The sequence below is a fragment of the Streptococcus sp. SCPM-O-B-15294 (M123) genome (assembly GCF_058200455.1).
In genome coordinates this window covers 1-12,992 of the sequence record NZ_JBYQGU010000015.1, presented here as the reverse complement: position 1 = coordinate 12,992, position 12,992 = coordinate 1, and the positions used below count along the sequence as shown (strand labels likewise).

Below are 12,992 nucleotides of genomic sequence, written 5' to 3'. Positions count from 1 at the left end.
AGGTGACTGAACCTTTTGTATTATTTTAATTCTTCAAATTTTCCATCTTTTACTTCTTTGAAGCCATTAGATTTAAAGGTTTTAAGTGTTGTCTTGTAGCCAATGTAATCAACATTTTGATTTTCTTGTGCAGCAATTAACTGATTTTCTTGTAATTCTTTTAAATCTGCCTTGGTATAATCAATCTTTGTTTTCTCAACAACATAGTCATCCTTATATTCTGCAGAGTGTGAGAATCCTTTGACATCTTTGAATTTTTTATCGTATTCATCAATAACTTCTTTTAATTGTTCTTTTGGCAGACCAGTTCCTTCGTAGTAAATAACACTTGTAGAATCTGTACTTAGAATTTTATCACCCTGATATTCAACAATGACACGAATGTCTGTTTTCTTATCTTGGTTAATTAATTGAAGGTAACCTTTTTTTGTACTTTGTCCACAAGCTCCCAGAAGAAAGAGGGTAAAGACTGCTAAAAGAGGAAGAAGGATCGATTTAATTGATAGTTTTTTCATGACGAAAACTCCTTTATTATTGTTGGTTTGATTATACCATATTCTTATGGAATTTGACAGGTGACTGTTAGTTTTAAGGGAGAGCATTTTTTCATCATCTTGTGCTTTGAATTATGTTATAATAAAAGGGATTGAAATGTGAACGGAGAAGAAGAAAAATGGCTTTAACAGCAGGTATCGTTGGTTTGCCAAACGTTGGTAAATCAACCCTATTTAACGCAATTACAAAAGCAGGAGCAGAGGCTGCAAACTATCCCTTTGCGACCATTGATCCAAACGTTGGGATGGTAGAAGTTCCAGATGAACGCCTCCAAAAATTGACGGAAATGATTACTCCTAAGAAAACAGTGCCAACAACCTTTGAATTCACAGATATTGCAGGGATTGTAAAAGGTGCGTCAAAAGGAGAAGGTCTCGGTAATAAATTCTTGGCCAACATCCGTGAAGTAGATGCCATCGTCCATGTGGTTCGTGCCTTTGATGATGAAAATGTCATGCGGGAGCAAGGCCGTGAAGATGCCTTTGTTGATCCACTAGCAGATATTGATACCATCAACCTAGAGTTGATTTTGGCTGACCTAGAATCTGTGAATAAACGCTATGCGCGTGTGGAAAAGATGGCCCGTACGCAAAAGGACAAGGATTCCGTTGCAGAATTTAATGTCCTCCAAAAGATTAAGCCAGTTCTGGAAGATGGGAAGTCAGCTCGTACCATCGAATTCACAGACGAAGAACAAAAAGTTGTCAAAGGTCTCTTCCTCTTGACCACTAAACCCGTTCTGTATGTAGCGAATGTGGATGAGGATGTGGTTGGAGACCCAGAATCGATCGATTATGTGAAGCAAATTCGTGAATTTGCAGAAACAGAAAATGCAGAAGTAGTAGTGATTTCTGCGCGTGCGGAGGAAGAAATCTCAGAGTTAGACGATGAAGATAAAAAAGAGTTTCTTGAAGCCATTGGTTTGACAGAATCAGGTGTGGATAAGTTGACGCGTGCAGCTTATCACTTGCTCGGACTTGGTACTTATTTTACAGCTGGGGAAAAAGAAGTTCGCGCGTGGACTTTCAAACGTGGTATGAAAGCTCCTCAAGCAGCTGGAATTATCCACTCAGACTTTGAAAAAGGATTTATCCGTGCTGTAACCATGTCCTATGATGATTTGGTCAAATATGGATCTGAAAAGGCTGTAAAAGAAGCAGGACGTTTGCGAGAAGAAGGAAAAGAATATGTCGTTCAAGATGGCGACATCATGGAATTCCGCTTCAATGTATAAAGAAAACAAGTAAATAACCAAAAGGTTGGAAAAAAATTCCAACCCTTTTGGCTTTTGAAAGGGAAAGTAAATGACAAAATTAATCGTCGGATTGGGAAATCCGGGAGATAAATATGTGGAAACCAAACACAATGTAGGCTTTATGTTAGTGGATCAGCTGGCAAAATCTCTCAACCTCACCTTTTCACATGATAAGATTTTTCAAGCAGATGTGACCTCCACATTTATAGATGGAGAAAAGGTCTTTTTGGTCAAGCCAACCACTTTTATGAATGAGAGTGGCAAGGCCGTACACGCGCTTTTGACCTATTATGGTTTAGAGGTGGAAGATTTGGTCGTTATTTATGACGACTTGGATATGGAAGTCGGCAAGATTCGCCTTCGGGCCAAAGGATCAGCTGGAGGCCACAACGGAATCAAGTCGATCATCAACCATATTGGCACTCAGACCTTTAATCGCATCAAGATTGGAATCGGAAGACCCAAGCATGGCATGTCAGTAGTCCACCATGTCTTAGGAAAATTCGATCAGGATGATTATGCCACCATCCTCCTTGCTATCGACAAATCAGAGGAAGCTCTTCGCTTTTATTTAAAAGAAGGGCAGTTTGAAAAAACAATGCAACAATACAATGGATAAATATAAGACACTGGTTGATCTATTTCAACAGAATAAAGATATCAGAAAATGGCAACAAGACCAGCAAAAAAGAAGTCGCTCTCTTCTACTAGGTCTGTCTTCGTCTACAAAAGCTATTACCATGGCGACAGTTGTCGAAGACGGACACAAAATCTTGGTCTTGACCTCTTCCCAAAATGAAGCAGAACGGCTCGCCAGTGATTTATTGGGATTATTAGGCGAAGAAAAGGTCTATCTTTTCCTCGGAGATGACAATCCTTTGGCAGAGTTTGTCTTTGCTTCCCAGGAACGAGTCTTTTCTCGTCTGGAAGCTCTGAACTTTCTTTTAGCTCCAGAAAAAGAAGGAATCGTCATTGCCAATGTAAGTGGTAGCCGTTTGCTCTTACCTAATCCAAAGACTGTCAGCTCTATGATTCAGTCTTTCTCTGTTGGAGAAGAACGAAATCTGACAGAATTGAAAGATACCCTCCTGGCCATGGGCTATCAAAAGGTTTCACAGGTAAGCCAACAGGGGGAGTTTAGTCTTCGAGGGGATATTTTAGATCTTTTTGAAGCCAGTCAAGATTTCCCTTATCGCCTGGAATTTTTTGGAGATGAGATTGATGGTATTCGGACTTTTTCTCCAGAGACTCAACGTTCACTAGAAAATCTAGATGCGGTAACGGTTCATCCAGTTAGTGATATGTTACTAACTAAAGATGATTTTCTAAGAGGGCAGAAGAACCTAGAAAATCTGATTCAAAAAATTCCTCATCCAGAGCTAAAATCCTATTTGGGTGAGATTCTCACAGAAGCGCATCACCAGCGTCTCCATGCAGATAGTCGCAAATTTCTCTCTCTTTTTTATCAGCAAACCTACACTCTTTTTGATTACCTCCCTAAACATGCTCCTCTTTTTTTGGATGATTACCATAAAATCATGGATCAGGAGGCGCGGTTTGATGTAGAAGTTGCCAACCTTTTGACAGAGGACCTACAAAAGAGTCGCTCTTTCGCTGAAGCCCAGTATTTTGCGGACAATAGCGCACTCTTACGCACTTATAAACCAGCTTCTTATTTTTCAAATTTCCAAAAAGGCTTGGGAAATCTGCGATTTGATGACCTCTATTCTTTTAACCAATACCCCATGCAGGAATTCTTCAGTCAGTTCTCTCTTTTAAAAGATGAAATTGACCGTTTCCGTAAGCAAGACTACACAGTCATTCTTCAGGTGACGAGTAAACAAGGCTTCCGCCAGTTACAAGAGCACTTAAGAGACTATGGAATTCAACTGGATTATCTTGCACCTGATCAGCTTCATCCAGGACAGAGCCAGTTGGTCATCGGTGGGTTGGCGCGTGGTTTTCACTTTGTAGATGAGAAGATTGTCCTGATTACAGAGACAGAAATTTTCCAGAAAAAGGTTAAACGAAAGATTCGTCGGCAAACCATTTCCAACGCTGAGCGGTTAAAAAACTATAATGAGTTGGAAAAGGGAGACTACGTTGTTCACCAGGTTCATGGAATTGGTCAGTATTTGGGACTAGAAACCATTGAAATTTCTGGTGTCCACCGAGATTATGTCTCCATCCAATATCAAAATGGAGACCGGATTTCCATCCCTGTGGATCAAATCCAGATGCTGTCCAAGTATGTTGCGAGTGATGGCAAACCTCCTAAAATCAACAAACTCAACGATGGTCGCTTCCAAAAGGCTAAACAAAAGGTCCGTCAGGAAGTAGAGGATATTGCAGAGGATCTGATTCAACTTTATGCAGAGCGAAGCCAATTGCAAGGCTTTGCCTTTACTCCAGACGATGAGAACCAAGAAGCTTTTGATCAGGCTTTTCCCTATGTTGAAACAGATGATCAGATTCGTTCTATCCAAGAAATCAAGAAGGATATGGAATCTTCAAGCCCTATGGATCGCCTCTTGGTCGGTGACGTGGGCTTTGGAAAGACAGAGGTAGCCATGCGAGCAGCCTTTAAAGCTGTCAAAGACCATAAACAAGTAGCCGTATTAGTCCCGACAACGGTCCTAGCTCAACAGCATTATGCCAATTTCAAAGAACGCTTCGAAGCCTTTCCAGTAGAAGTTGATGTCTTGAGTCGTTTCCGTAGTCGTGCTGAGCAAAAAGAAACCTTGGAAAAACTAAAAAAAGGCCAGGTCGATATCCTGATTGGTACCCATCGCCTCTTATCTAAAGATGTAGAATTCGCTGATCTCGGTCTTATCGTGATTGATGAGGAGCAACGGTTCGGTGTCAAACACAAGGAAACCCTCAAGGAGTTAAAGAAAAAGGTCGATGTTTTAACCTTAACGGCAACGCCCATTCCTCGGACCCTTCATATGTCTATGTTGGGGATTCGGGATTTGTCTGTTATTGAAACCCCGCCGACCAATCGTTATCCTGTTCAAACCTATGTCTTAGAAACCAATCCAACCATTATCCGAGATGCTATTCGTCGGGAGATGGATCGGGGAGGTCAGGTTTATTATCTCTACAACAAGGTAGACACCATTGAGCAAAAGGTTTCAGAGTTACAAGAATTGGTACCGGAAGCCTCTATTGGGTTTGTCCATGGACAGATGAGTGAGGTGCGGTTGGAAAACACCTTGATGGATTTCATTGAAGGTGAGTATGATATTTTAGTTACGACAACCATTATTGAAACAGGGGTGGATATCCCTAATGCCAATACCCTCTTTATTGAAAATGCCGACCATATGGGCTTGTCTACCCTTTACCAATTGCGAGGCCGGGTCGGACGAAGCAATCGCATTGCCTATGCTTATTTGATGTACCGACCGGATAAAACCTTGACAGAAGTTTCTGAAAAGCGTCTTGAAGCCATTAAAGGATTCACTGAATTGGGATCTGGTTTTAAGATTGCTATGCGAGATTTGTCTATTCGAGGTGCCGGGAATATTTTAGGGGCTTCTCAATCTGGTTTTATCGATTCCGTCGGATTTGAAATGTATTCACAGTTACTCGAAGCTGCTATTGAGAAGAAACAAGGAAAAGAGAAAAAACGCCAAAAAGGAAATGCGGAGCTCAATCTCCAAATTGATGCCTACATTCCAAGTGATTATATCTCCGATGAACGTCAAAAAATTGAAATTTACAAACGTATTCGAGAAATTCAAGTCCAGGAAGATTATGAACTGCTGCAAGACGAATTGATTGATCGTTTCGGAGAATATCCTGATGTGGTAGCCTATCTCCTAGAAATAGGGTTTATCAAATCTTATCTGGATCAGGTCTTTGTTAAAGTGGTTGATCGAAAAGACAATCAACTAACGGTGAAATTTGAGCCAATTACCAAGCAACTTTTCTTGACTCAAGATTATTTTGCTGCCTTATCAGCAACTAATTTAAAAGCTCGTATTGCAGAAAGCCAAGGATTGATTGAATTAATCTTTGATGTGCGAAATAAAAAAGACTTCGAAATTTTAGAAGGCTTGCGACAATTTGGGGAAAAATTACTGGCCATCAAGCAGGAAAAAATGGAAAAACAAGACTAGAAAGAAAGATTTTACTGGGCTCTTTCTAAAAAAATGGTACAATAATACATTAGAGGTGATACGATGAGATTAGATAAATATTTAAAAGTTTCCCGCATTATCAAAAGACGCCCTGTAGCTAAAGAAGTAGCTGATAAGGGGCGGATCAAAGTCAATGGGGTCCTAGCAAAAAGTTCAACTGACTTGAAGGTGAATGACGAAATCGAAGTTCGCTTTGGAAATAAGCTCTTGACAGTAAAAGTGCTGGAAATGTTAGATAGTACTAAAAAAGAAGATGCGTCTAAAATGTATGAAATCATTCGTGAAACAAGGATAGAAGAAGATGCCTAAAAATATTGTACAAATGAATAATCGGTATATTCAAGACGAACATCAGCGTCGCAAATACCAGAATGAGGAGCGAAAAAAACAGAACCGTTTTATGGGTTGGGTTCTCATTTTAATTATTTTATTGTTTATCCTCCCAACCTACAATCTGGCTCAGAGTTACCAGACGCTTCAAAAACGCAAACAACAATACGTTCAATTGCAAGAACAATATCAGCAAACCCTTGAGGAAAAAGAATATCAAAAGGATATCGTAGAGAAGTTGAAGGATGACGAATACGCTGCAAAATATGCACGCGCAAAATATTCCTTCTCTAAAGATGGCGAATATATTTATACGATACCTAATTTATTACCGAAATAATGGAAAATATTGTAAAAACCGTTCAACAATTTCTAGAATATTCTGATACAAAATTAGAAGAGTTAGCTAAAAAAAATCAAGCCTTAAAATTGCAAGAAGAAACTCAGGAAAGGAGCAAGGATGAATAAGTTAGTTTATTGGATGATTTTTCCTACTTTCTTAGTCACCCAACCCTTATCTGATTCATCCCAAGTCCAAGTTCCACTGACTGCTGATTCTTCATACACTAGTCAAATAGGGACTCAGGATCATTTCTTTGTCTCCATCCCATCCAATCCGAATGTTTATCAGCCAATCGTGACCTATTCGGATCCAGAATTGCGTCAAAAAGCTGGGGAAATCAAACCTGATACTCCCTTTACTGTTGATCAATTGTTTGTGAACGACCAAGGGAAATCTGTTTTTAAATTATCGAATAAACAGTATGTAATAGCTGATCAGGATCAAATTTACGAAGATTCGATTTTGGAATTAACAGAAGAAAAAAAGACCATGTGGCTGACATCCTCTTTTACAGTTTATGATCAACCCTTGGTAAATGGCGCAAAAAGCAAAAAAACAAGTCTGACTCCTTATAGTAAGGTTGAAATCACCAAGACTGCCAAAACTTTAAAAGGGACCTATCTAGAAATTTCTGGCCAGGGGTGGATTGCAAAAGATGAACTTTCTGCTACAGACAATCGGATGGAAAAAGTCCAAGAGATTCTCAATCAGAAGTACAACAAAGACGGAATTGCAGTTTATGTGAAGCAGGTGGATACTGGAAAGACTGCTGGAATACATGAAGACCAGGAAATGTATTCTGCTAGTATAGCCAAGCTCTTGTATTTGTACTATACTCAAAAAGAGATAAACGAGAACCGTTTAGATTTGCAGACTCCTTTAAAATATACAAAAGAAGTCAATGATTATCAGGGAGCTTATGAACCGGAAGGCAGTGGAAGTATTTCAAAAACACCGGATGATAAGGAATACACCGTCGCTGATTTGATTAACCGGGTGGCCAAAGAATCTGATAATGTTGCGCAAAACATTTTAGGCTATTATGTAACGCACCAATCAGACAAAGAATTTCAAAAGGTGACCAATAAGATTGCAGGAAAAACGTGGAATGTAGAAACTAGAATGGCATCTCCAAAAATGGCGGGGAATGTCATGGAAGCTATCTACCAACAAAATGGTGGAATCATTGATGCTCTGTCAGAGACTCGCTTTGATGATCAACGAATTTCAAAAGATATCCCAGTCAAGGTTGCTCACAAGATTGGAGATGCCTATGATTTTCGTCATGATGTCGCCATTGTTTATACAGATTCACCATTTATTTTAGCTATTTTTACGGATCACTCTGATTACGAGACTATCTCAGCAATTGCCAAAGATATTTATGAGGTCTTACAGTAATGAAAGAAAAATTTCTTCAGTTCTGTCAAAAGGAGGGGCTTTTTGAATCTCATCAAAAAGTCCTTTTGGCTTTATCAGGAGGGGTGGACTCCATGACCTTGCTGGATTGGCTCTACCATTATCGGCACCAATTAGGAATTGACCTCGTTCTTGCTCATATCAATCATCACCAACGCATTGAAGCTGACCAAGAAGAAAGAGGAATTCGAGCAATAGCTGAAGCAAAACATCTACCGCTGAAGGTTGCCCATTTCTCTGGTCCTTTTTCTGAAAGCCGAGCTAGACAATTCCGCTATGACTTCTTTGAAAAAGTTATGAAAGAAGAAGCTTGTAGCGCTCTCGTCACCGCTCATCATATGGATGATCAGGCAGAAACGATTTTGATGCGTCTGATTCGTGGAAGTCGTCCACGGCATTTAAAAGGCATTCCTTTAAAACAATCATTTGGACAGGGTGTGTTGATTCGTCCCCTCTTACATTTCAAAAAAAAGGATTTTCCAGAAATTTTTCATTTTGAGGATAAGAGCAACCGGTCTTTGGACTATTTCCGTAACCGTATCCGCCATCGTTTTCTCCCACTCTTTGAAAAAGAAAATCCCCAAGTGACGAGTGCTTTGGTCAACTTAGGAGAAGATCTCAGTCATTGGCACCAGGCTTTAAAAGAGTTGACCAAAGATTTGAATCCACAAGACGTGACACAGTTTCAAAAGCAATCACCAGCTGTCCAGATTTATTTGCTGGAAGAGTATCTAGCTAGTTTTCCAGATTTGCAATTGAGTCGGGCACAATTTGAACAATTACACAGAATAGTAGTGACTAAGTCCAATACGCAACAAGTTCTAAAGAATGGTTATGAACTTTACAAAGACTATCACTATTTTGAAATTCGGAAAATCAGTCGTAGGACGGATGACCGAATGTCAGAAGATTTGTTACAATTTGGAACCATAAAGACAGTAGGTGCTTATCGCTTTTTATTTGGAGTGGAACCAAGCGATTCATATATGGAGGTTGTCCCACTACCAAATAACCACCCAGTTTTTATTCGACCCCGTAAAAGGGGAGATCGTATTCTGACGAACGGTCACTATAGAAAAATTAGCAGATTGTTGATTAACCAAAAAATCCCTTTAAATCAACGAAACAATCTGGTGGTTTTAGAACAAGATAAACAAATACTGGCTATTCCTGAAATTGCGATCAGTGATTTGAGTAAGGAATTAAAAAATGGTATAATGAAGGATACAATTTATATCCAGAAAATAGATAGGTAAAAAAGATGTTAGAACAAGATATCAAAAAGATACTCATTTCCCACGATGAAATCGTGACTGCAGCACGTGAACTTGGTCAAAAACTGACAGAAGATTACCAAGGGAAAAATCCAATTTTAGTAGGGATTTTAAAAGGGTCAGTCCCATTTATGGCAGAATTGATCAAACATATTGATACGCATATTGAGTTGGATTTTATGCTAGTGTCTAGCTATCATGGTGGAACATCAAGCTCAGGCGTGATTAATATCATCAAAGATATGGACCAAGACATTAAGGGTCGAGATATTCTCTTTGTTGAAGATATCATTGATACTGGTAAAACTCTTAAGAGTTTGAAAGAATTGTTTGAAGGACGTCAACCAGCATCTGTTAAAATTGCTACCTTGTTGGATAAACCTGAAGGACGCTTGGTTGAGATTGAAGCAGATTACACTTGCTTTACCATTCCAAACGAGTTTGTTGTGGGCTATGGTTTAGACTACGATGAAAACTATCGAAACCTTCCTTATATCGGAGTGTTGAAAGAAGAAGTGTATTCAAAATAGAGGAAACTAGATGAAAAATAACAAAAACAATGGTTTTGTTCGAAATCCTTTTCTGTACTTATTGATTATTGTAGCTGCTGTTACAGGTTTTCAGTATTTCTTTGCTGGAAATAGTATCGGACAAAGTCAGCAAATCAATTATACAGAATTGGTAAAAGAGCTTAAATCAGACAACGTCAAGGAAATTAGCTATCAGCCAAACGGTAGTGTCATTGAAATTTCCGGTACCTATAACAAAGCAAAAACCAGCAAGGATGATACAGGGGTTCAATTTTTCACTCCAAGTCCAAGTAAGGTGACTCGCTTCACAAGTGTAATTTTACCGTCTGATTTGACTGTTCAAGAATTACAAAACTTAGCATCTGAACATAAGGCTGACATCACTATTAAACGGGAAAGCTCAAGTGGAATGTGGATTACCATTCTAACTTCCATTGTTCCATTTGTCATCGTGATGTTCTTCTTCTTCTCCATGATGAATCAAGGTGGTGGCGGTGGCGCCCGCGGTGCTATGAACTTCGGCCGTAACAAAGCGCGTGCTACCAATAAAGAAGATATCAAGGTTCGTTTTTCAGATGTTGCAGGGGCTGAAGAAGAAAAACAAGAACTTGTTGAAGTGGTTGAATTCTTAAAAGATCCAAAACGCTTTACAAAATTAGGTGCCCGTATCCCAGCAGGTGTTCTTCTTGAAGGCCCTCCAGGAACTGGTAAAACATTACTTGCTAAGGCAGTCGCAGGAGAAGCTGGCGTACCATTCTTTAGTATTTCAGGGTCTGACTTCGTAGAAATGTTCGTCGGTGTCGGTGCAAGCCGGGTTCGTTCTCTATTTGAAGATGCTAAAAAAGCAGCTCCAGCCATTATCTTTATCGATGAGATTGATGCTGTTGGACGTCAACGGGGAGTTGGCCTTGGTGGGGGAAATGATGAACGGGAACAAACCCTCAACCAGCTCTTGATTGAGATGGATGGTTTTGAAGGAAACGAAGGCATCATCGTGATTGCAGCTACTAACCGTTCAGATGTTCTGGACCCAGCCCTCCTTCGCCCAGGTCGTTTTGACCGGAAAGTTTTAGTTGGTCGTCCAGATGTAAAAGGACGCGAAGCTATCTTGCGTGTCCATGCTAAAAACAAGCCATTAGCCAAAGATGTCGACTTGAAACTAGTTGCCCAACAAACACCAGGATTTGTTGGTGCGGATCTTGAAAATGTCTTAAACGAAGCAGCTCTGGTAGCGGCTCGTCGCAATAAGAAGGTTATTGATGCATCTGATATTGATGAAGCAGAAGACCGTGTGATTGCTGGTCCATCTAAGAAAGACCGAACCGTTTCTCAAAAGGAACGCGAATTGGTTGCTTACCATGAGGCAGGGCATACCATTGTTGGTTTAGTCTTATCTAATGCTCGTGTTGTCCACAAGGTGACCATCGTTCCACGTGGACGTGCTGGTGGTTATATGATTGCTCTTCCAAAAGAAGACCAGATGCTTCTTTCTAAAGAAGATATGAAAGAACAATTGGCTGGATTGATGGGGGGACGTGTTGCAGAAGAAATTATCTTCAACGTTCAAACCACAGGAGCTTCTAATGACTTTGAACAAGCGACCCAAATGGCGCGTGCTATGGTAACGGAATATGGAATGAGTGAAAAACTTGGTCCAGTTCAATACGAAGGCAACCATGCTATGTTTGGAGCTCAAACGACTCAAAAATTCATTTCAGAACAAACAGCATATGAAATTGATGAAGAAGTAAGAAGTCTTTTGAATGAAGCTCGCAATAAAGCAGCTGAAATCATCCAAAACAATCGTGAGACCCACAAGTTGATTGCAAAAGCCTTGTTGAAATACGAAACCTTGGACAGTGTTCAAATCAAGTCATTGTATGAAACAGGTAAAATGCCAGAAGATACTGATTTAGAATTGGAAAAAGAATCTAAACCATTATCTTATGAAGAAATTAAATCTAAAATGGAAGAAAATAAGTAATAAACTTTATAGTCTTCTAAAGTATTTAGAAGGAATCCGAAAATTTCGGCTCCTCAGATTGAAGATAAAGTCTTCTAAAAACTTTCCTTAGGTGAGATCGGACGTCAGCGAACTTCTAAGAAGTTCCATGACTAATTATTGAGCCTAAGGTCTCAATAATTCCGAGTGCCTGAAACTATTACGTTTCAGGCACTTTTCTCACGGCGGAAAAGTTTCTAATCTTCCTAAATGACTAAAAATAAAAGTAATTTTTTGAAAAGCATCTTGATTTTTTATGTAAAACAATAGTTTGACTACATTCAAGGGAGCCGAAAATTTCGGCTCTTTTTTTAAAAAAAAGTGTTGACAGATGAAAATGAACTGATATAATAGATTACGTTGTAAAAATGGTCCGTTGGTCAAGGGGTTAAGACACCGCCTTTTCACGGCGGTAACACGGGTTCGAATCCCGTACGGACTATCGCAAAAAGTTGTTACATTCGTAGCAACTTTTTTTGTTTGATAAAACAATTATTCTGACATTCTTATCAAAATAATGACCGATTAGAGTTAGAAAAGATCCCAAATAGAAAATAAGCCCAAATAAATCATAACCTCCTTTAAAATGAAGACAAGTTAGAAAGGAGGTCCAATGAACTTTAAAAAATCATATGAAAAAGTAAAATGGATTGTATGGAAATGTGAAAAGGAATTTTATATTCATCTTTGGGATCACGCAGATTGGGAGCAAGAAGGTAGACTGGTCTTATACGAGCTACAAATAAGTAATCCTGAAGTAGAAGAAAATGAAGAAATTTTATTAACCTACTTCAAAACAAAGTTTCGCAATCATATAAAAGATAAAGTTAGAAAACAAGAGAGTGATAAAAGGAAGTTAAATAAGGTACCTTATACAGAGATTGGAGAAATTAGTCATCGACTTCGATCAAAAGAACTCTTTTTGGATGAACTAGTCCTGTTAAGAGGAGCACTAAAGGAATTCCGGGAAAACCTAACCGATCAAGAAAAAGAGGACTATGATAAACTTCTGATGAATCAACGTTTTTCAGGAAGAGCAAAAATGCGGAGAAGACTCCAAGAATACTTGAAAGAATTCAAGGATCATCATTTATGAAAAAGGATGTAAAGAAGCATCCTTTTTTCATAAAAAATAAAAA

At 39.1% G+C, this 12,992-nt stretch carries 12 protein-coding genes and 1 tRNA gene; 12 read left to right on the top strand and 1 reads right to left on the bottom strand.

The features are described 5' to 3' along the window. Positions 1 to 20 precede the first annotated feature (20 nt). Entirely contained in the window at positions 21 to 515 is a 495-nt protein-coding gene (locus AC3E8G_RS08755; RefSeq protein WP_233331856.1) for a DUF1307 domain-containing protein, read from the bottom strand. Positions 516 to 673: 158 nt separating this feature from the next. Between AC3E8G_RS08755 and ychF the strand changes: the two genes are divergently transcribed. The 12 genes from ychF to AC3E8G_RS08695 all read left to right on the top strand — a co-directional run bounded on the left by ychF (position 674) and on the right by AC3E8G_RS08695 (position 12,949). Then, positions 674 to 1,789 carry a redox-regulated ATPase YchF gene (gene ychF / locus AC3E8G_RS08750; protein ID WP_195324276.1) on the top strand — a complete coding sequence of 372 codons (1,116 nt, stop codon included), beginning with the start codon at positions 674 to 676 and terminating at the stop codon, positions 1,787 to 1,789. 70 nt (positions 1,790 to 1,859) lie between these two features. Beyond that, the gene (gene pth / locus AC3E8G_RS08745) at positions 1,860 to 2,429 is read left to right on the top strand and encodes an aminoacyl-tRNA hydrolase (protein ID WP_048690437.1); all 570 of its coding nucleotides are present in this window, start codon (positions 1,860 to 1,862) and stop codon (positions 2,427 to 2,429) included. Next, entirely contained in the window at positions 2,422 to 5,934 is a 3,513-nt protein-coding gene (gene mfd, locus AC3E8G_RS08740) for a transcription-repair coupling factor (RefSeq protein ID WP_490677531.1), read from the top strand. Before pth ends, mfd begins: the two co-directional genes overlap by 8 nt. A gap of 63 nt (positions 5,935 to 5,997) precedes the next feature. Next, positions 5,998 to 6,264, top strand: a complete 267-nt coding sequence (locus tag AC3E8G_RS08735; RefSeq protein WP_023027435.1) for an RNA-binding S4 domain-containing protein — start codon at positions 5,998 to 6,000, stop codon at positions 6,262 to 6,264. Next, positions 6,257 to 6,625 (top strand): septum formation initiator family protein, encoded by a 369-nt coding sequence (locus AC3E8G_RS08730; protein ID WP_485761807.1) that lies wholly within the window; start codon positions 6,257 to 6,259, stop codon positions 6,623 to 6,625. The genes AC3E8G_RS08735 and AC3E8G_RS08730 overlap by 8 nt, the downstream gene beginning before the upstream one ends. Continuing rightward, positions 6,625 to 6,753 carry an SP_0009 family protein gene (locus AC3E8G_RS08725; RefSeq protein WP_260469288.1) on the top strand — a complete coding sequence of 43 codons (129 nt, stop codon included), beginning with the start codon at positions 6,625 to 6,627 and terminating at the stop codon, positions 6,751 to 6,753. The genes AC3E8G_RS08730 and AC3E8G_RS08725 overlap by 1 nt, the downstream gene beginning before the upstream one ends. Then, positions 6,746 to 8,029 (top strand): serine hydrolase, encoded by a 1,284-nt coding sequence (locus tag AC3E8G_RS08720; RefSeq protein ID WP_490677519.1) that lies wholly within the window; start codon positions 6,746 to 6,748, stop codon positions 8,027 to 8,029. Before AC3E8G_RS08725 ends, AC3E8G_RS08720 begins: the two co-directional genes overlap by 8 nt. Then, entirely contained in the window at positions 8,029 to 9,303 is a 1,275-nt protein-coding gene (gene tilS, locus AC3E8G_RS08715; RefSeq protein ID WP_490677518.1) for a tRNA lysidine(34) synthetase TilS, read from the top strand. The genes AC3E8G_RS08720 and tilS overlap by 1 nt, the downstream gene beginning before the upstream one ends. Before the next feature lie 5 nt (positions 9,304 to 9,308). Then, a complete protein-coding gene (gene hpt / locus AC3E8G_RS08710; RefSeq protein ID WP_048690450.1) occupies positions 9,309 to 9,851 on the top strand; it encodes a hypoxanthine phosphoribosyltransferase in 543 nt (180 codons plus the stop codon). 10 nt (positions 9,852 to 9,861) lie between these two features. Further along, positions 9,862 to 11,835, top strand: a complete 1,974-nt coding sequence (gene ftsH / locus AC3E8G_RS08705) for an ATP-dependent zinc metalloprotease FtsH (protein WP_490677517.1) — start codon at positions 9,862 to 9,864, stop codon at positions 11,833 to 11,835. Positions 11,836 to 12,223: 388 nt separating this feature from the next. Further along, positions 12,224 to 12,295, top strand: a tRNA-Glu gene (locus tag AC3E8G_RS08700). A gap of 171 nt (positions 12,296 to 12,466) precedes the next feature. Continuing rightward, positions 12,467 to 12,949, top strand: a complete 483-nt coding sequence (locus AC3E8G_RS08695) for a sigma-70 family RNA polymerase sigma factor (RefSeq protein ID WP_490677516.1) — start codon at positions 12,467 to 12,469, stop codon at positions 12,947 to 12,949. Positions 12,950 to 12,992: the final 43 nt, after the last annotated feature.